Raw genomic sequence first — 17084 nt, 5'->3', positions numbered from 1 at the left:
TTAACGGGTCCGCGGTCCTACCGTCCCCGGCGTGGACAGCACCTCACCCGACGTCACCGGCCCCGGCGAGGGCCGCCGCATCGACTACGTGCCGCTGGACGACATCGCCGGCACCGACGGCAACCCCAAGGCGCACGACATCGGCTCGGTGATCCGGTCCATCTGCGCGCTCGGCTACACCGCGCCCGCCGTGCTGGACGAACGCACCGAGCAGCTCGTCATCGGCAACGGCCGCCTGGAGGCGCTGCGCATCATCCGCGCCTACGTCAACGGCGACGACGTCCCCGACAAGTACGAGCCGGTGTTCAGCGAGAAGCCCGTCAAGGACGGCCTGACGGGCGGCAACGGGCTGGCCCGCCACCCCGACGGCGTCCGCCTGGACTCCGAGGGGACGTGGCTGGTGCCGCTGGTGCGCGGCTGGGCGTCGGCCGACGACGAGCAGGCCCGCGCCGCCGTCATCGCCGACAACCAGCTCACCGTCATCGGCGGCTGGGACGACCGGGCGCTGGCCGAATGGCTCGACGACATCGCCGCCGACAACCCCGACATGCTGGAAGTCGCCGGCTTCACCCGCGAGGCCCTGGACGACATGCTCGCCGCGATCGCGCCGCCGCCCGACCTGGACGCGCTCGCCGACGAGTACGGCGACCCCGACGACTCCGACCTGTGGCCGATCCTGCGGATCAAGGTGCCGCCGCACGTGCGCAACACCTTCTACTCCCTGACCGAGAACGCGGGCGGCACCGAGGACTCCACCCGGTTCATCCACCTGGTGGAGGTCGCCGCCGACCAGCTCGGAGCCGACGCGTGACCGGCTGCGGGCTGGCCGTGCGGGCGGGGGCGTGGCTGCGGCGCGCCCTGGCCGCCCTGGCCGAGCGGTTGCCGCACTTCCCCGACCCGCATGCCACCTGTCCCGCGCACGGTGACCGGTACTGCCAGAGCTGCCACGCCAACCCGGGCACGTGCGCCGACGGCGGCGAATGCTCCTACTGGGCGGCGACCGGGATGCACTGGGACACCTGCGCGAACCGGATCCGGTGATGGCGACCGCGTACGTGCTGGCATCCTTCGCCTACCTTGCCAAGGCCGACGTGCCGCACCTGGTGCGCCGCGCCCGCGACATGTACGGCGTGGACGTGGACTTCTTCGCCGACTCCGGCGCGTTCACCGCCCATTCCTCCGGCAAGGTCATCACCGTCAAGCAGTACGCGGCGTGGCTGGCGGTGCACGGCCACGTCATCAACTGCGCCGCCACCCTCGACGTGATCGGCGACCCGGCCGCGACCGCCCGCAACACCGAAGCCCTGCGGGACGCTGTCGGCGACCAGGTGTACATCATCCCGATCTTCCACGTCGGGTCTCCGTGGGCCGAGCTGGAGGCGATGTGCGCCGCCCACCCCTACGTCGGGCTCGGCGGGGGAGTCGGCGTCGGGCAGCGCGAGAGCGCGTTCATGGCGTGGCTGGTGAAGGCGCACCGCATCGCCCGCGACAACGGCGCGGTGTTCCACGGGTTCGGGATGACCAAGCCGCCCTACCCCGACCGGCTGCCGTTCTACTCGGTGGACTCCTCCTATTGGTCGGCGGGCATGCGCAACGGCACCGTCGGGCTGTACGACCCCGCCGCGCACACCTTCCGGCGGATGCGCGTCGGCACCCGGCAGGTGCATGCGCGGCGCATGGCCGCGCTGGTGCGCGCCTACGGCGGCGACCCCGCGCAGGTGGCCACGCCCGGGTTCGGGCGTGTCGCCGAGCGCGGCGCGATGGGCCGCACCGACCGCGAGTGGATGGCGCTGGCCGCGTGCGAGTCCTGGCACGCCTACGGCGCCGATCTGCGGGCCCGGCACCGGCCCGTCCCTGCCCCCGGCCCGGTCCGCGGCACCGGCCCCAAGGTGTACCTCGCCGTCGGCGACGAAGGCGGCTTCGACCAGGTCGTGCAGGCCGCCGCGAAGGCGCCGGCGACGCTCAAGGAGGCATCCCGTGGGTAACCACTACGCCGCGCCGTCGGTGGCGTTCGACTTCGACGGCACCCTGTGCGAAGACACCCGCCAGCAGACGCCCGGCAGGCCCCGCTGGCCCATGGTGCGGCTGGCCCGCCGCCTGCACGAAACCGGCTGGTGGGTGGTGGTGAACTCCGCCCGCCCGCTCGTCGACCACCTCACGGTCGAGAGCTGGCTGCAGGAGCACAACGTCCCCTGCAGCCAGATCGCGTTGTCGGCCAAGCCGCCGGTCGACGTCTACATCGACGACAAGGGGCTGATGCTGCCCCCGGCCGCGATGGAGGAGTACGCGTGGATGCGCGCCGCCACCGCGCCGCTGGCCGCCACCTGGGCGGGGGAGACCCGCAAGACCTCCTTCCGCCGCGCCATGGCCGACTGCGCGGAGAACCCCGACTGGTCGGGCGCCGACTTCGACGAGGCGCTGCGGGTGGTGGTACCGATGTCGGGCGGCCTGGACTCCTCCACGCTGTGGGCGATGGCGTGCGAGGCCGACCTGCCCGCCGTGCCCGTCTACGTCGACAACCACGCCCCTTACACCGGCGTGGAGATCGAGCGGGCCCGCCGGCTCACCGGCGGGCAGCTGCGGGTCCTGTCCGGCCCGCCCGTGGCGTTCAAGCAGTTCCAGCACATCCAGGTGGGCCGCAACATGATCATGCTGTGGACCGTCGCGGGATGGGCCCGCGACCACGACTGGTGGGGCGAGCTGTGGTTCGGCAACCACGCCGAGGAGACCAAGCTCGTCGGCGGCGACAAGTCCGTCCGGTTCCTGGCCACCGCGCAGCACCTGCTCACCGCCGCCGGGCACGACCTGCGGCTGGTGTCGCCGCTGGGCGGGCTCACCAAACCGGACCTGGTCCGCTGGTGGGCCGCCCGCGACCGGCTCGACGAGGCGCTGTCCACCTACACCTGCTTCACCGGCCGCCCCGAGCACTGCGGCCGCTGCTGGGCGTGCATGCAACGCCTGCTCGCGTTCACCGTCGCCGGCCACCGTGCCGAGTGCGAGGCGACGTTCCCCGGCGGCATCGACCTGTCGGTCCCGGCCGCCAAGTACTGGAGCAAGAAGACCGCGCGCGCCTCCGGCGGCCTGCGTACCGGCCGCGCCACCGGCACCGACGAGGCGCTCACCGCGCTCGGCTACGGCCCCGACATCCTGGAGCACGCATGATCGAGCGGGTCGACCCCGGCGCCCCCGAGGTGATCCGGGACGTGTTCGGCGCCGCCTACCACTGGGCGTGCGCCACCCTGTCGGGGCGGGGCCGCATCCTCGACGTCGGCGGCGGCACCGAGCGGCTCGGCAAGCACCTGCTGTACGGCGACGTCACCGACGTCGACGCCGACCCCGCCTGCGGCTGCGACTACACCGCCTCGGTCACCGACCTGCCGTTCGCCGACGGCGCGTTCGACTTCGTGACGTGCTTTGAGACCGTCGAGCACGTCGCGACGCCGCTGGCCGCCGTCGCCGAGCTGGTGCGCGTCGCCTCCCGCGTCGTGCTGCTGTCGTCGGTCAACGCGTCGGGCCCGACGTGGCTGCCGGGCGGCATCCCGATCTGGAAGGGCGCCGACAACCCCTACCACCTGGCCGAGATGGACACCGCCGGGTTCGCGCGGCTGCTGGACGGGCTGCCCGTGCAGTTCTTCTCCCTGATGCCCACCGAGTACCCCGACTGCGGCGAATTCGTCATCATCCGGGGGCTGCACCCGGGCGGCATCGTCAACTACGCCCGCATCCACGCAGATCGGGCCCGATCGTGACGCGCCCGATCCTGCGGGTGCTGGTGTCCTTCTACTACGCCTCCCACATCGACCTGTCGGCGCTGGCCGACTACGACGGGCCGGTGGAGCTGTTCGTGGACTCGGGCGCCTACTCCGCCGAGTCGGTGGGCGCCACCGTCCGCCTGGCCGACTACGCCTCCTGGCTGCACGAATGGCGCACCCTCATCACCACTGCCGCCAACCTTGACGTCATCGGCGACCACGCCGCCTCGGCCCGCAACTGCGAGAAGCTGGAGGCCGCGGGCTGCAAGGTGCTGCCGGTCTTCCACACCGGCTCCCCGTGGGCCGAGCTGGAGCGGCTGTGCGCCGCCTACGGCTACGTCGGCGTCGGCGGCATGGCCTCGGCCGCCACCAACAATCAGCGGCTCCTCATGCAGTGGCTGATCAAATGCCACCGCATCGCCCGCGACAACGACGCCGGCCTGCACGGGTTCGGGATGACCACCCCCGACGTGCTGGCCCGGCTCCCGTTCTACTCGGTGGACTCCACCACCTGGAAGGCCGGCATCCGGTACGGCAACCTGCAGATGTGGGACGGCCGCCGGGCCCGGTTCGTCACCATCCCGTTCGGCGACCACGGCAAGGCGCACCGGCACCGCGAGCTGATCCGCGCGCACTCCGGCGTGGCCGCCGACGTGGCCCGCAAGGGGTTCTGCCTGCTGGGCGACCGGCCCCGCGAGGACTACGTCCGCGACTACTACATGGCGCTGCGGATCTCCGCGACCGGCATCCTGCGGTTCGAGGAATGGCTGAGCGGGCGGCACCGCGTCCCGCCGCCGCCCGGGTGGCGCACGCCCGGCCCCGCCTACTTCCTCGGCGTGGTCAACAACCGGGAGCTGAACGGCGCCATCCAGGCGGTGAAGGCGGCCGACGACGCCGCCGGGAACGCAGCCGGAGACGCTAACCCCCGCGCGGCCCTACGGTCCCGCCCATGACCACCCACTCCATCACCGTCGAGCACAACTTCGAGACGGCTCACCGGCTCCCGCATCTGGAAGGGAAGTGCCAGAGCCTGCACGGCCATTCCTGGCGCGCCCAGGTGACGGTGTCGGCGCCGAGCCTGACGGGCCGCAACCAGCTCGGCGCGTCCAGCGCGGGCACCGTCGTGGAGTTCGGGCGGTTCAAGAAGCTGATGCGCGAATGGATCGATGACCGGCTCGACCACGGCACGATGCTCGGCCTGAGGGACCCGCTGGTCGGGCCGCTGCGCGAAGACGGATGCAAGGTGTTCGTGTTCGGCGCCGAGTGGGAGGGCGGCGACTGGGGCGGCGCGCAGTGGCCGACGGTGGAGGCGGTCGCGGCGCTGCTGGCCGCGCAGGCGTACGGGTGGCTGTCGTCGATGTGGGACGACCCGATGGACACCACCATCGCGGCCCGCACCGAGGTGACCCGCGTGCACGTCACCGAGACCGCCGTGAACGCCGCCGTCTGGGAGGCGCGGTGACCGCGCCCGCCGTGGCGACGGGGGAGACCCTCGTCTTGGCGGAGTGGTTCGGGCCAACCTTCCAGGGTGAGGGGCCGTCCGCGGGGACGCCCGCCTCGTTCGTCCGCACCGGCGGCTGCAACCTCGGCTGCGTCTTCTGCGACACCCCTTACACCTGGGACGGCCGCCGCCACGACCTTCGCGCCGAGCTGCGCCGCACACCGGTCGCCGACGTGGTCGCCGACGTCCTGGCGCACGACACCCCGCTCATCGTCATCACCGGCGGGGAACCGCTGCTGCACCAGGGGCAGCCCGGCTGGGACCGGCTGCTGAACGCGCTGAGCTACCACGGCCGCCGCATCGAGGTGGAGACCAACGGCACCATCGTGCCGTCGTCGCTAACCTCGCACCGCGTCGCGCAGTTCAACTGCTCGCCCAAGCTCGCCAACTCCGGGGAGCCGACCGCCCGGCGGGTGGTGCCCGCCGCGCTGGCCGCGCTCGCCGCAACGAACAAGGCGGTGTTCAAGTTCGTCGCCGCCACCCCCGGCGACGTGGACGAGGCCGCGGCGATCGTGGCCGCGCACCGCCTGCCCCGCGACCGGGTGTGGATCATGCCGGAGGGCACGTCGCCGGCGACGGTGCTGGAGGCGTCCCGGGCGATCGCCGACCGCGTCGTGGCGCACCGGTTCCGGCTCACCACCCGCCTGCACACCCTCATCTGGTCCGACGAACGGAGACGCTGATGGCCGACATCGCCGACGTGATGAAGGGCGACTGGACGCCGTTCCTGCGACCCGGCCAGGACGGCGACCCCGACAACGGCGACTGCGGTGTCCAGCTCGGCGACGCCATCCGGCACGCCCGCGCCATGTTCGCCGCGCTCGGCATGCCGTGCGACCAGGAGGGCACCACCGCCACCCCGGACAGGTTCGTCCGGGCCATGCTGGAGCTGACGGCCGGCCTGCGCGTCGACCCCGACCGGCACTTCGCCCGCACCTTCCCGGCGCCGTCGGCCGACCCCGGCATCATCATCGTCCCCGGCATCCGCTTCACCAGCGTGTGCGAGCATCACGCGCTCGCGTTCACCGGCACCATGGCCGTCGGGTACCTGCCCCGGCCGGGCGCCCCCGTCGTCGGGCTGTCCAAGCTCGCGCGCGTCGCCCGCGAGTACGCCGCCCGCCCGCAGATGCAGGAGCGGCTCGGCGACCAGATCGTGCAGGCCATCACCCGCAGCCTGGACACCGACGGCGCCGCCTGCGTCATCCGCTCCCAGCACTCGTGCATGACGCTGCGCGGCGCCCGCGCCGACGGCGCCGCCATGGTCACCTCCCACATGCGCGGCCAGTTCCGCGAGTCCGCGGCGCTGCGCAACGAGTTCCTGACGCTGGCCAACCAGCCCGGATGACGGCGCCGCCTCCTTGCATCGGACGTTAACCGACCACACAATGCATGTGTGGTCGGTGTGCGCCTCACCTACCGCGACACGGTTGCCGCGCCCGGCAACCGGACCCACAATGAGATCCCCGGACGAGCACCCAGGGATTCACCGCAAGGAGCACACGTCGTGCCTGATCACGCAGTCCTGCCCATCGCCCTGCCGCCCGTCTCCCGGCCCGTGAGCGCCGCAGACGTCGCCTACCTCGAAGCCGTGCAGCACGCGCTGCTGAGCCACGACCACACCGTCGTCAGGAAGTGGTTCTGCGACACCTGCCCCACCTGCGAGCGCATGGTGCCCGTGGGCGAGAGCAGCCGGCTGGTGTTCTGGGAGAAGCACTTCGTGCTCGCCCGCCTGGTCGTCATCGACTGCCTGGGCCACTGGCTCATCAACCCGGCCGCCGTCGGCGTGCCCGAGCCCGCGGCCGGCTGGGTCGACTGGCGGGCACCCGCACCCGAGCCGTGGCGCCCCGAGCCCGGCGGAGACGACGACATCGTCCAGCAGTTCATGGCCACGCCCACGCACGCAACCGGCCACGCCGCTGCCGCCGCCGCCATGCACGCCGCCCGCGCCAGCGTCTAGCGGCCCCTCACCACCGCCCCGCGCCCCTACCGGCGCGGGGCGGTGTCGTACACCCCACACCGACCCGCCAGCGGGTCTGTGCCCGGTTGAGCACCCGGGCGCCCACTTCAAGGAGCCACACCCCGTGGAGCTGTACTTCCTCGGCGCGTCCATGCCGCACTGGGCGGGCCCCAACTCGCCCCTGCTCGCCCCCGCCCACCCGGGCGGCCCGCCCCAGCAACCGATACCGCTGTGCATGTCGCGGGTACGGCTGGCGCACCGCAAGACGCTGCCCCGCGCGCAGGCGCCCGTCCTCATCGACTCCGGCGGCTTCTCCGAACTCGACCCCGACGAGGACCAGGACGGCTACACCACCTGGTCCATCACGCCCCGCCAGTACATCGCCGAGGTCCGCCGCTACGTGCAAGAGATTGGCCACGTGGTCGGCGCCGCCCCCATGGACTACATGACCGAGCCGCACATCCGCGCCGCCACCGGCCTCACCGAGATCGAGCATCTGGCGCGCTCGGTGACGTCCACGCTCGAACTGCGGTGGCTCGACCCCGACCTGCCCATCTTCCCCGTCATCCAGGGCAACAGCATCGACGCGCAGCTCCGCTGCGCCGACATGTACGAGAAGCACGGCATCGACCTCACCAAGGAACCCCTCGTCGGCGTCGGCTCCGTCTGCCGTCTCCAGTCCACCGTGAAGATCGTCGACCGGTTCGCCGCGCTGCACCACCACTTCGGCGGCAACATCCGCCTGCACGGCTTCGGGGTGAAGAAGCTCGGCCTCAAGCTCATCGCACCCGGCGTGGTGTCGGGCGACTCGGCGGCCGGGTCGCGGCGCGGCCGCTCGGCGGGCCCGTGCACGCACGGCTCCGGCGCCGTGTCCGAGGCGAACTGCCCGGTGTTCGCCCGGCAGTGGTACGAGCAGGTCCTTCACGCCGCCACCCAGACCACGGCCGCGCAGTGGGAGGCGGTCGTCGCGCAGTACGCGGCGCGCGGCACCACCGCGGCGCTGTTCGACGTCGCCGGCGTCGAGCACGGCCCGAACATGCCGACGCCCGGGTGGCGCATCGCGCGGACGCTCAGCACGATGCTGCCCGCGGACGCCGACGTCGACGTGGTGGCGGGGCTACTCGACCGCTTCCAGGCCGCGTACTGGGCGCAGGAGCCCGTGGACCGGAGGCGGGAAGTGCACCTGGGCGACGTGCCGCACGGGGAGGTGCGGCACCTCAGGCTCGACTCGGCCGCGTTCCGCGCGTACGTCCGCGGCGACGGCGCCGCAGCGTCCTGACCAGCAGAAATATTGATCGTTTCGCCTTGCGATGGGCGTTAACCGACCATACATTGGCGGTGTGCCCCGGTAGAGCAGCCGGGACCCAGGTCAAGGAGCACCAGATGCAGAACGCCGCCACCGCCGCCACCGCACCCGCCACCACCCCGCAGGAGCTGCGCGACCGCGCCGCCGCCCACCACAGCGCCGCCGAGGAGTCGTTCGAGCGGTCCGGCATGGACGGCGCCCTCACCCAGTGGGCGCACGGCCGCATGGCGGGCCTGGACCTGCTGAAGGCCGACCTCGCCGAGAACGGCGGCAAGGCGATGTTCCCCGCGCTGTTCGACACCGACGGCCGGCTGGTGCCCGCCAAGCTCATCACCGTCAACCGCGGCTACGACACCGACGACGTGTTCGGGCTCCTGCCCGACGACACCGGCCGGGGCCGGTTCACCGGATGGTTCAACCCCTCCAAGGCGGAGCGCAAGGGCGTCGCGCGCCGCAACGACGCCAAGAAGGGCTACTACGTCGGGTACGTCATGGCGCCCGCCAAGGCCGAGCTGGCGGGCGGCAACGTGTGCACCGTGATGCCGGTGACGCGCCGCACCGACGGCGGCTGGTCCAAGGACGTGGAGATCGTCGACAACGGCCACGGCGACACCGACCTGCACCGCTGGTACAGCATCCAGGACGGCACCTACTGGGAGAAGTGACCCCCGGGCACACCGACGGCCGCCGGGCAGATCCCCGGCGGCCGTCGGCATCCGCGCATAATCCCCGAGTCGCATCGGGGACCTTGCCTGTTCACGGTACCGAGCGGGGCGGCTCCCCGGCCGCCACATCTGCGCTACCGGCCCGCCACTGCCGCAGATACCTGCGCACCGTGGAGTACGGGATGCCGGTCTTCGCGGCGATCTCAGCCGCACCGAGTCCCTGCGCCGCCATCGCTTGGCACCGCTCCCGCCGCCGCTTCCACCGGTCCGCAAGCTCCACCCCCTCCCGCTCGGCCGCGCGCCGCACGTTGCGCGTGTCCATCTCCCGCGCCTCGGCGACGTCCTGCACATCGAACCCGCGCCGCGCGTACTCCAGCAGCTCCGGCCGCCGCAACGGCGTCGCCGGCCGCTCCACGCGCCGCCCTTCCTGCGCCCGCCACCAGGACACGAACGACGCCACACCCCACCCCGGCCGCCCCGTCTGCGGATGCGTGCCCCGCTCCGGCAGCGGACGCCCCTCCTTACGCGCCTTCGACAGCGTCCGCGACACCCGCTCCTCCCCCACCCCCAGCAGCTCTGCCAGCTCCACCTGAGACATCACCCGGTCGAACACGTCCTCCCCCTCTCCCGAACAGCCGGTTCCCCTGCCTGCGCGGGGACAGCCCGTGACGCAAACCCCCCAGACACGTCACCGTGAGGAGGCTATGGCCAACGAACCCACCACCACCAGCACCACCCGGCGCCCCCGCCGCACCGGAGGCCGCCCCACCAAACTCACCCCCGACGTCCACGACACCATCGTCAACGCCGTCCGAGCCGGCAACTACGTCGAGACCGCCGCCGCCTACGCAGGCGTCCACCCCGGCACCGTGTTCCGCTGGATGAAGGAAGGCGACGAACCCGGCGCACCCCGCGCCAAGCGCGAGTTTCGTGATGCCGTGAATCGCGCGCGCGCGGAGTCGGAGGTCCGCGTCGTCGGGCAGATCCAGCGGGTCATCATGGGCGGCCAGATCATCAAGGAGACGACGCGGCGGGAGCCGGACGGCACGGTGGTGACCGAGCGGACGTACGCGCAGCCGGACGGCCGGGTCGCGCTCGACTACGCCTCGCGGGCGTTCCCCGACCGGTGGGCGCGCCGCTCGGCGATCGAGGTCACCGGGGAGGGCGGCGGCCCGGTGGTGGTGGAGCACACGCAGGTGATCGCGTCGCTGGCCGCGCGGCTGCACGAGCTGGCCGGCGACCCCGACCGCGACCAGATGCCGCCGGGCCGGGTGGTGGACGGGCAGCTCGTCGAAGAACCCGCAGATTGACCGGCTGCCCTCCTTGCGTTCGGCGTTAACCGACCCCACAATGAAGATGTGCCCGGTTGAAGCACCCGGGCCCCGATCGCAAGGAGCAGCCGTGTTCGATCTCGCCACCCTCACCAGCAAGGCCATCCGCGAGCAGGACATGCGCACCGAGACGCTCACCGAGCAGCGCAACGCCGCCGCCGACCGGTACCGCCCAGACATCGACGCCATGGACATGGCCGACATCAAGGCGGCGCTGACCAAGGACGTTGAGCGGGGCGCCATCAAGAACCCACGCCTCACCGGCCGCGAGAAGAAGGCGGAGCTGGTCGACGCGGCGGTGGAGGCGTACGCCGACGCCAACGAGGCGGGCGCGACGCTGCGCCGGCTGGCCGAGGAGGCGAGCGGCGACCGCGAGATGGCCTCCCGGCTCAACGGGTTCATCAAGGCGGCCGAGCGGGCGAAGGTGAAGCTGACCCACGAGGTCGACGAGAGCGGCGAGCCGGTGCGGGCCCTTGAGCCGCACGACATGGCGTACCAGATCGAGTGGCACGGCGACGACTTCCAGACCGCCGAGCGGCTCGCCCGGTACGCGCACCGCGTGTTTCGGGCGGTGGGCAGCGGCCACGACATTCGCGAGGTCGTGATGAGCGAGGTGCAGGACGCGGTGAAGGCGGTGTTCCGCTTCCCCCGCGAGGTCCGCTCCAACGGGATGGCGGGCAACGCCAAGGCGCCGCGCATGTACGAGGCGCTCGCCGCCCTGGAGTTCATCAAGGAGGTGGCGTGGGCGTACAGCCAGAGCAACGGCGACGACGCCCAGTTCGTGCGGCAGATGTACCGCGCCTTCAACTGACCTTCCCCACGGCGCCCGCCCGGGGCCCGGCACCCAGCCGGCCCCGGGCGGGCGCCCCTCACATCGAAGGAGCCACGCTCATGGGAGCGGAAGAGTTCTACACCACGGCGGCGGGCACCGACCCCGACGAGGCGTTCGACCGCGCCGTCGCGGACGCCGCCCGCGAGCACGGGGGGCGCTACACCGGCACCATCGCCGAGAAGGACCGCTACGTGGTGGTCGCCGGGACGCCGATGGACGCCGACGCCGCGCTGGCGCTCGCCGGGCGCATCCTGGGCACCCGCGACCACCTGGTGGCAGCCAAGACGGGGCCCGCCGGTGCCGTGGCGGTGTCGGGCACCCGCGTGCAGATGCGCGTGCCGGTGCCGCCCGGCGTGTACGACACCGACCGCGAAGCCATCCGCGCCGCCGTCCGCGCGTACGACTTCTGCGGCGGGAGGCCCGTCGACCTGCCGCACATCGCGTTCGGGGTGCCGCGCCAGTACCTGGGCGCCCCCGACTACGGCAGCGGCGCGTACGCGCCGCGCCGGGGCGGCAACCGGTTCCGGGTGGCCGCAGGCGCCACCCTGACGGTCGACGTGGAGTATCCGGCGCCCCGCCATACCGGCTGGCTGTTCTTCGGCATAGCGGCCCGCTGAGCCCGCCGCCTTGCGGCAGACGTTAACCGACCAGACAATGTAGGGGGCCGTGCGCGAGCACGCCCGGCTCCCCGTTTCAAGGAGACCTCGTGCAGTACTCCCCGCAGGTCACCGCAGGCCAGATGTTCCAGCCGAGCGGCGCCCTCGCCTGCTACCGGACGGCCGCCGGGCAGCTCATGTTCGCCATCCCCGATGACGGCTCCGGCGGCCCGCCCGGGGGCCGGTCCCACTACTTCTGCAGCGGGTGCAGCGGCTCCAGCCCCGTGCACCCGGACGCCACCACCAACCAGCTCGCCAACGAGCACGCCGCCACCTGCCACCGCGAGCCGCTGCACGGCCGCCCCGCCTTCCCGAGGGACTGAACATGGGATCCACCACCGTCAACGGCCAGATCACCATCGAGCCGCCGCTCACCAACAGCGAGCTGAACGTCTGCGGGTTCGTCAAGCACCGCGGCGACCACGAGTTCGACATGGCGTTCAAGGTGCGCATCGAGGAGACACCAGAGGAGACCGCCGACGGCACGCTCATCCGCCGCACCGGCGTCGCCCTGGAGCCGCTGAAGGACGACCCGTACCCCGCCTACGACCTCGTCGACCACCTGAAGGGGTTCATCGGCGTCTACGGCACCGCACCCGACGGCACGGCCCGCACGTTCGCCGGACACTTCTCCTGCGACGACGCCGACAGCTACGACGACCCGTGGATGTGCAAGGTCGTCGACGGCCGCATCGTCAAGGTGACGGCGAGCGTGGTGTGGCCCGAAGACCTGGACTCCGTCAACACCAAGCTCGCGGCCGTCCGCCGCCTGCTGGCCCGCCACACCACCACCCCCGGTGCAGTCACCGTCGAGACGCTGGCCGAGTCGACCGCAGACCTGTGCCGCGCCGTCGCGAAGTTCACGGCCCGGTTCGACACCGACGAAGACGAGGACTGATGGGGTACAAGCCGACGCGCCACACCGAGGCGCACGCCGTGCGGGTCCTGCCCGGCCTGCACGTGGTCATCGAGCGCACCGTGCACGAGGTGGGCATGCATCTGGTGGTGACGCGCCGCCGCCCCGTCGCCGTGGCGTTCAGCCGCGCCGCCGCGGTCCGCGTCGCCGCGGCGTTCACCCAGCCGGCCGTGCCGGAGCCGTCCACCCCGCCGCCCGGCCACCTCGGCACGGCGCCATAACCGGCCCTGCGCCCTTGCCACCGGCGTTAACCAACCCCACAATGTACGAGTGGGGCCCGGGGAAGCACCCGGGGCCGCGAAAGACAAGGAGCTGACCGACATGTTCGTGAAGGACCTGGAAGCCCTCAAGACGGGAGACCGGCTCGTCACCACCAACGGTCACCACGTCGTCTTCGAGAGGCGCGACACCGTCGACAAGCCGGCGTCCACCGACCCCACCAAGTCGCGGACGTTGAACTGCGCGGTGGTCCGCCACCGCGACGGCCGCCGCGAGACCCTGCCCGCCCGCAGCGTTCACAAGGACCTCGCCTGATGATCCGCATCGTGAATCCCGTGACGCGCCTGGCCGACGTGCTGGTGCGCCACCACCGCGCCATCCGCGCCGCGCACGACGTGCCCGCCCCGTGGAGGCCCGCCCCACCCCGGCCCCGCCGGTTCGGGTTCCCGGCCCCGACTACGACACCATGCGCCGCCTGAACCGCGACTTCGACGCCGCGGCGCTGCGGCTGCTGGACGAATGCCGCAACGAGCGGCGCGGCCGGTGACCGCCCGGGACTCGTCGCCGGCGACGGTGGTGCGGCTGCGCGACGAGGAGCGGCTGCTGCGCTTGTCCGCCGTCGCCGGCGTCCTGCTGACGTGGAGCGGGTTCGCCGCCGGGAAGGTCATCTGCTGGGCCGCAGACGGCCCGCCAATGCCGCGATGGGAGCTGCCGTGCGTGGCCGCGCTGTCGCTGTTCGGGCCCGGCTGCTGGGTGCTCACGCGCACCCGGTACGTCCTGGCCCGCCGCCGGCTCCGCGCCGAGCTGGGGCGGATGGGGTGATGGACATGGACATCGTGTTCTCCGCGCGTCAGCAGGCCCGGCTCGCCGAGGCAAGGAAGCGGGGCGGCACCACCACCCTGCGCCGCACCTTCCGTTCCACTATCGGCGCCCACCGGCTGTGGCGCCGTATCGCCATGGACGCGACCCGGCTGGGCCTGGCCGTCGACTACCAGCACGACGGTGGCTGGTTCACCCGCACCCATCAGGTCGTCGTGCGGGGCCCCGCCGTCAAGGTCGCGGCGTACGACATCGTGGTGGAGGAGTTCCTTGCCCTCTGCCCCGGGAGGTCTTGATGGCGGTGCCCTCTGCCGAGCCGGTCCCGGCCGGACCGCTGCTGGACGTGGACCGGCTGCGCGCCGAGCTGGAAGCGTTCTGGGCTGAGCGGGAGCCGGTGCAGACGCCGCCGCATCTCGGCTGGGGGTGGGGTGAGCCGCCCATCGCGGGCACGGTGCACGACCAGCAGTCCACCACCGTCAACCCGTACTGGGAGATCGCGCGGCTGCTGCCCACCACCGACCAGGGCGCGGTCATGACGATGCCGCTGGCGCCCGACCTGCTGCACCTGCTCGGCATGCGGGAGAAGCTGACCGTCGCGTTCGGGTACGTGGTGCCGTCGCCGGCCGACGTGGCGTGGATCGTGGGGCAGCTCGACGCGGCCGGGCTGCCGCGCCGCATCGCCGAGGTGTGCGCTGGGGCCGGGTATTGGGCGTGGCAGCTCACCCAGGCCGGCGTCGAGGTGGACGCGACCGACGCATGCCCCGCTGGGCAGATGCCGCCCGCCGCGTACGGCCTCGTCGAGCAGTACACCGGCACGGCGGGCCCGTGCTGGGCGCCGGTGCAGGCCATGGACGCCGCTGAGGCCGCCGCTGCCGCCGGAGACGTCCCGCTGATGATGGTGTGGCCGCCCTACCGGGACCCGGCCGCCTACAAAGCGTTGAGGGCGTACACCGGCGACCTGCTGTTCTACTGCGGCGAGTACCGCGGCTGCACCGCCGACGACCGGTTCTTCAACCTGCTGGACCGCGACTGGACCGAGGTGTCGTGGTCGCCGGGCCGGCTCCGCTACGACGGGCTCCGTGACCACCTGGTCCTGTACCGCCGCAAGCCGCCGCCGCCTCCGGGCCGCCCCATCGGGCCGCTGACGCGCGCCGAGCAGGACGCCGTCGACGCCGGGAACTGCATGCTCGCCCCCTACGGCTGCACCGCACGCAGGGCGACCCGCTGGTGGTGCGCCACGCACAAGTCGAGGTGGCGGCGCACCGGCGACGCCGGCGACCCGGTGATGGCGCAGCGCCTGCGCAGGCTCACCGCCTACACCGAGCCCACGGCCGAGACGTGCGCGCTGGAATTCTGCGACGAGCCGCACCACGCGCTGGGGCTGTGTGCCGGGCACTACTCGCGCGTGATGCGCGACGGGCACCCGGGCACCACCCCGATCGCCAAGCGCGCCAAGCTGGCGCCGGTGGACGTCCCGGCCGACGCCGTCGCCGCGGCGCTGAAGCTGGTCGACGGGAATATCGAGCGGCTCCGGTGGAATCCCCGCACCCAGAAGATCGAGGTGGTGCCGTCCCGGCGGCGGGGCACGCCGCGCGTCAAGACGGGCCGCCCGACTGGCCGCCCGCCCGCGATGGACGAGACGGCCGTGGAGCAGGCCCGGCAGATGGTCGAGGACGGGGTGTCGGTGAGCCAGACGGCCTTGCGGATGGGGGTGTCCGCGGCGACGCTCCGCAGATACTTGCAGGGGTGGAAGCCGGTCTCTCAGCGGTAGCGGGCGGTCTCCTCGCTGTGCGCGGCGCGGCAGTTGCGGCACCGGCACTTGCGGCGCCGGTATCCGGCGGGGGTCCCGCACTTGTCGGACATGAACGGGGCGGAGTAGGCGTCCAACGCGTCGTCGAGCTGCACGCGGAACTCCTCGTCCCACAGCGCCCGCCCGTACACCCGCACGATGGACACGTTCACCTGCGCGGCCGCCTCGGCGAGGGGGACGCCGGAGGAGACCTGCTGGAGAACGTGGGCGCGGGCGTCGGGCCCGAACTCGGCGTCGGCTATCTGGCGGCGGTACGCGCGCAGCGACTCGCTCTTGCCGCGGATGACCGGGGCGGACCGGTTCCCCTCCCGGTACAGCGTCGTTGGCTTCTTATCGATCATTTCGGTGGCCACGTTCGTCAGGGTCCCCTACTGGCGTGGGGCGCACAACCCCGAACAAACATCGCGTCTTGATCGCAGGTTGGGCGACAACCAGCCCTACAGCCTGCGGGGGAAGGGCGCGACGTTAACGGGCCCGGCCCCGCATCCTGCTCGCTATGACCAGCATGTGGATGTCGGGCATCGCGCGCAGCGCCCAGCGCAACGGCGGCTCGATGGCCGGTGGGCCGCCCCGCGCGGTGTGGCACATCACCTGGGACGCACTCGACAAGCACGGCAGGCTGCCCGCGTTCGACAACGTCGCGTCCTACCTGCGCAACGTCGGGTACTGCCCCCACCTGATGTGGGACCCGTGGTCGGGGCGCATCGTGCAGTTCTACGGCGCCGAGGAGTCGGCGCGCGCGCTGGAGCACCCGCCCGGCGGTGTGGAGACCAACCGGATGGGCTCGCGCTGCATCCAGGTGGAGGCGTGGTTCTCCCCCGGCTGCGTGGTGAACGGCAAGACGTATGCCACGCTCGCCGACACCCCGTGCAAGGGGCTGGAGGACATCGTGGCGTGGATGCGGACGCTCGGCATCCCCGACGTGTGGCCGTCGGGGCGCCCGCAGTGGTCGGGCAACTCCCGCTCGGCCGCCACATGGCGCGGCAAGGCAGGCCACTACGGGCACTGCCACGTGCCCGGCAACAGTCACGGCGACCCGGGCCCGATGCCGTCGGGCATGTTCGCCGGCGGATGGCAGGAGGCGATGATGGGCAAGCTCCCCACGCTCGGCAAGGGCGACACCGGCGAGCACGTCGAGAGCGTGCAAGGGCTGCTGCTGGCCCGCTCGCACCCGGAGGTGCACGTCAACGGCCACTTCGACGACGTGACGGAGACGGCGGTGAAGGCGGTGCAGAAGTGGGGCGGCGTCGCCGCCGACGGGATCGTGGGCCCCGACACCTGGCCGGTGCTGCTGCGCGTCAAGTGATCACGAAACCTGCC

The 17084-nt window shown here is 72.5% G+C and carries 26 protein-coding genes; 24 read left to right on the top strand and 2 right to left on the bottom strand.

Annotated elements, in window-relative coordinates; all coding sequences use genetic code 11:
- Positions 1–31 precede the first annotated feature (31 nt).
- The 12 genes from J4709_RS28905 to J4709_RS28850 all read left to right on the top strand — a co-directional run bounded on the left by J4709_RS28905 (position 32) and on the right by J4709_RS28850 (position 9181).
- The gene (locus J4709_RS28905) at positions 32–811 is read left to right on the top strand and encodes a ParB N-terminal domain-containing protein (RefSeq protein WP_208244952.1); all 780 of its coding nucleotides are present in this window, start codon (positions 32–34) and stop codon (positions 809–811) included.
- Positions 808–1041: a hypothetical protein gene (locus J4709_RS28900; protein WP_208244951.1), complete on the top strand. Its 234-nt coding sequence runs from the start codon at positions 808–810 to the stop codon at positions 1039–1041. Before J4709_RS28905 ends, J4709_RS28900 begins: the two co-directional genes overlap by 4 nt.
- Positions 1041–1985 carry a hypothetical protein gene (locus J4709_RS28895; RefSeq protein ID WP_208244950.1) on the top strand — a complete coding sequence of 315 codons (945 nt, stop codon included), beginning with the start codon at positions 1041–1043 and terminating at the stop codon, positions 1983–1985. The genes J4709_RS28900 and J4709_RS28895 overlap by 1 nt, the downstream gene beginning before the upstream one ends.
- Positions 1978–3162 (top strand): 7-cyano-7-deazaguanine synthase, encoded by a 1185-nt coding sequence (locus tag J4709_RS55790; RefSeq protein ID WP_208244949.1) that lies wholly within the window; start codon positions 1978–1980, stop codon positions 3160–3162. Before J4709_RS28895 ends, J4709_RS55790 begins: the two co-directional genes overlap by 8 nt.
- Entirely contained in the window at positions 3159–3749 is a 591-nt protein-coding gene (locus J4709_RS28885; protein WP_208244948.1) for a class I SAM-dependent methyltransferase, read from the top strand. Before J4709_RS55790 ends, J4709_RS28885 begins: the two co-directional genes overlap by 4 nt.
- Positions 3746–4705 (top strand): hypothetical protein, encoded by a 960-nt coding sequence (locus J4709_RS28880; RefSeq protein WP_208244947.1) that lies wholly within the window; start codon positions 3746–3748, stop codon positions 4703–4705. The genes J4709_RS28885 and J4709_RS28880 overlap by 4 nt, the downstream gene beginning before the upstream one ends.
- A complete protein-coding gene (locus tag J4709_RS28875; RefSeq protein ID WP_208244946.1) occupies positions 4702–5214 on the top strand; it encodes a 6-pyruvoyl trahydropterin synthase family protein in 513 nt (170 codons plus the stop codon). Before J4709_RS28880 ends, J4709_RS28875 begins: the two co-directional genes overlap by 4 nt.
- The gene (locus tag J4709_RS28870) at positions 5211–5936 is read left to right on the top strand and encodes a 7-carboxy-7-deazaguanine synthase QueE (RefSeq protein ID WP_307801629.1); all 726 of its coding nucleotides are present in this window, start codon (positions 5211–5213) and stop codon (positions 5934–5936) included. Before J4709_RS28875 ends, J4709_RS28870 begins: the two co-directional genes overlap by 4 nt.
- Entirely contained in the window at positions 5936–6598 is a 663-nt protein-coding gene (gene folE, locus J4709_RS28865; RefSeq protein WP_208244945.1) for a GTP cyclohydrolase I, read from the top strand. Before J4709_RS28870 ends, folE begins: the two co-directional genes overlap by 1 nt.
- A gap of 159 nt (positions 6599–6757) precedes the next feature.
- Complete coding sequence (locus tag J4709_RS28860) at positions 6758–7210, top strand: hypothetical protein (RefSeq protein ID WP_208244944.1); 453 nt, start codon at positions 6758–6760, stop codon at positions 7208–7210.
- 124 nt (positions 7211–7334) lie between these two features.
- Positions 7335–8489: a deazapurine DNA modification protein DpdA family protein gene (locus J4709_RS28855; protein WP_208244943.1), complete on the top strand. Its 1155-nt coding sequence runs from the start codon at positions 7335–7337 to the stop codon at positions 8487–8489.
- Between the two features lie 104 nt (positions 8490–8593).
- Entirely contained in the window at positions 8594–9181 is a 588-nt protein-coding gene (locus tag J4709_RS28850) for a hypothetical protein (RefSeq protein WP_208244942.1), read from the top strand.
- 91 nt (positions 9182–9272) lie between these two features.
- On the opposite strand, the gene J4709_RS55785 is transcribed toward J4709_RS28850, so the two are convergent.
- The gene (locus J4709_RS55785; RefSeq protein ID WP_208244941.1) at positions 9273–9794 is read right to left on the bottom strand and encodes a helix-turn-helix domain-containing protein; all 522 of its coding nucleotides are present in this window, start codon (positions 9792–9794) and stop codon (positions 9273–9275) included.
- A gap of 91 nt (positions 9795–9885) precedes the next feature.
- Between J4709_RS55785 and J4709_RS28840 the strand changes: the two genes are divergently transcribed.
- The 11 genes from J4709_RS28840 to J4709_RS28790 all read left to right on the top strand — a co-directional run bounded on the left by J4709_RS28840 (position 9886) and on the right by J4709_RS28790 (position 15725).
- On the top strand, positions 9886–10491 hold the full coding sequence (locus J4709_RS28840) for a hypothetical protein (RefSeq protein ID WP_208244940.1): 606 nt from the start codon (positions 9886–9888) through the stop codon (positions 10489–10491).
- 91 nt (positions 10492–10582) lie between these two features.
- A complete protein-coding gene (locus tag J4709_RS28835; protein WP_208244939.1) occupies positions 10583–11323 on the top strand; it encodes a hypothetical protein in 741 nt (246 codons plus the stop codon).
- Between the two features lie 80 nt (positions 11324–11403).
- Entirely contained in the window at positions 11404–11961 is a 558-nt protein-coding gene (locus J4709_RS28830) for a hypothetical protein (RefSeq protein ID WP_208244938.1), read from the top strand.
- A gap of 89 nt (positions 11962–12050) precedes the next feature.
- Positions 12051–12323, top strand: coding sequence for a hypothetical protein (locus J4709_RS28825; protein WP_208244937.1), 273 nt, complete (start codon positions 12051–12053; stop codon positions 12321–12323).
- Positions 12324–12325: 2 nt separating this feature from the next.
- Positions 12326–12898, top strand: coding sequence for a DUF6205 family protein (locus J4709_RS28820; RefSeq protein ID WP_208244936.1), 573 nt, complete (start codon positions 12326–12328; stop codon positions 12896–12898).
- The gene (locus J4709_RS28815; RefSeq protein WP_208244935.1) at positions 12898–13137 is read left to right on the top strand and encodes a hypothetical protein; all 240 of its coding nucleotides are present in this window, start codon (positions 12898–12900) and stop codon (positions 13135–13137) included. Before J4709_RS28820 ends, J4709_RS28815 begins: the two co-directional genes overlap by 1 nt.
- Positions 13138–13237: 100 nt before the next feature.
- On the top strand, positions 13238–13450 hold the full coding sequence (locus tag J4709_RS28810; protein ID WP_208244934.1) for a hypothetical protein: 213 nt from the start codon (positions 13238–13240) through the stop codon (positions 13448–13450).
- Between the two features lie 91 nt (positions 13451–13541).
- Positions 13542–13682, top strand: coding sequence for a hypothetical protein (locus J4709_RS28805; protein WP_208244933.1), 141 nt, complete (start codon positions 13542–13544; stop codon positions 13680–13682).
- Entirely contained in the window at positions 13679–13957 is a 279-nt protein-coding gene (locus tag J4709_RS28800; RefSeq protein ID WP_208244932.1) for a hypothetical protein, read from the top strand. Before J4709_RS28805 ends, J4709_RS28800 begins: the two co-directional genes overlap by 4 nt.
- Entirely contained in the window at positions 13957–14250 is a 294-nt protein-coding gene (locus J4709_RS28795) for a hypothetical protein (RefSeq protein WP_208244931.1), read from the top strand. The genes J4709_RS28800 and J4709_RS28795 overlap by 1 nt, the downstream gene beginning before the upstream one ends.
- Entirely contained in the window at positions 14250–15725 is a 1476-nt protein-coding gene (locus J4709_RS28790; RefSeq protein WP_208244930.1) for a helix-turn-helix domain-containing protein, read from the top strand. Before J4709_RS28795 ends, J4709_RS28790 begins: the two co-directional genes overlap by 1 nt.
- On the opposite strand, the gene J4709_RS28785 is transcribed toward J4709_RS28790, so the two are convergent.
- Positions 15716–16117, bottom strand: coding sequence for a hypothetical protein (locus tag J4709_RS28785; RefSeq protein ID WP_208244929.1), 402 nt, complete (start codon positions 16115–16117; stop codon positions 15716–15718). The two genes, J4709_RS28790 and J4709_RS28785, sit on opposite strands and share 10 nt — an antisense overlap.
- A gap of 143 nt (positions 16118–16260) precedes the next feature.
- Here J4709_RS28785 and J4709_RS28780 point away from each other — a divergent pair, with 143 nt between their 5' ends.
- Positions 16261–17070: a peptidoglycan-binding domain-containing protein gene (locus tag J4709_RS28780; protein ID WP_232384191.1), complete on the top strand. Its 810-nt coding sequence runs from the start codon at positions 16261–16263 to the stop codon at positions 17068–17070.
- Positions 17071–17084 lie beyond the last annotated feature (14 nt).

This window comes from Actinomadura violacea (assembly GCF_017573465.1).
GTDB classification, from domain to species: Bacteria; Actinomycetota; Actinomycetes; order Streptosporangiales; family Streptosporangiaceae; genus Spirillospora; species Spirillospora violacea.
This window is presented reverse-complemented; position numbering and strand designations above follow the sequence as displayed.

What these genes read in the sequence shown, in the direction of transcription:
- J4709_RS28895 (WP_208244950.1), top strand. Translation starts at nt 1,041, where the DNA reads ATGGCGACCGCGTACGTGCTGGCATCCTTCGCCTACCTTGCCAAGGCC.
- J4709_RS28885 (WP_208244948.1), top strand. Translation starts at nt 3,159, where the DNA reads ATGATCGAGCGGGTCGACCCCGGCGCCCCCGAGGTGATCCGGGACGTG.
- J4709_RS28875 (WP_208244946.1), top strand. Translation starts at nt 4,702, where the DNA reads ATGACCACCCACTCCATCACCGTCGAGCACAACTTCGAGACGGCTCAC.
- folE (WP_208244945.1), top strand. Translation starts at nt 5,936, where the DNA reads ATGGCCGACATCGCCGACGTGATGAAGGGCGACTGGACGCCGTTCCTG.
- J4709_RS28850 (WP_208244942.1), top strand. Translation starts at nt 8,594, where the DNA reads ATGCAGAACGCCGCCACCGCCGCCACCGCACCCGCCACCACCCCGCAG.
- J4709_RS28840 (WP_208244940.1), top strand. Translation starts at nt 9,886, where the DNA reads ATGGCCAACGAACCCACCACCACCAGCACCACCCGGCGCCCCCGCCGC.
- J4709_RS28830 (WP_208244938.1), top strand. Translation starts at nt 11,404, where the DNA reads ATGGGAGCGGAAGAGTTCTACACCACGGCGGCGGGCACCGACCCCGAC.
- J4709_RS28820 (WP_208244936.1), top strand. Translation starts at nt 12,326, where the DNA reads ATGGGATCCACCACCGTCAACGGCCAGATCACCATCGAGCCGCCGCTC.
- J4709_RS28815 (WP_208244935.1), top strand. Translation starts at nt 12,898, where the DNA reads ATGGGGTACAAGCCGACGCGCCACACCGAGGCGCACGCCGTGCGGGTC.
- J4709_RS28810 (WP_208244934.1), top strand. Translation starts at nt 13,238, where the DNA reads ATGTTCGTGAAGGACCTGGAAGCCCTCAAGACGGGAGACCGGCTCGTC.
- J4709_RS28795 (WP_208244931.1), top strand. Translation starts at nt 13,957, where the DNA reads ATGGACATGGACATCGTGTTCTCCGCGCGTCAGCAGGCCCGGCTCGCC.
- J4709_RS28790 (WP_208244930.1), top strand. Translation starts at nt 14,250, where the DNA reads ATGGCGGTGCCCTCTGCCGAGCCGGTCCCGGCCGGACCGCTGCTGGAC.
- J4709_RS28780 (WP_232384191.1), top strand. Translation starts at nt 16,261, where the DNA reads ATGACCAGCATGTGGATGTCGGGCATCGCGCGCAGCGCCCAGCGCAAC.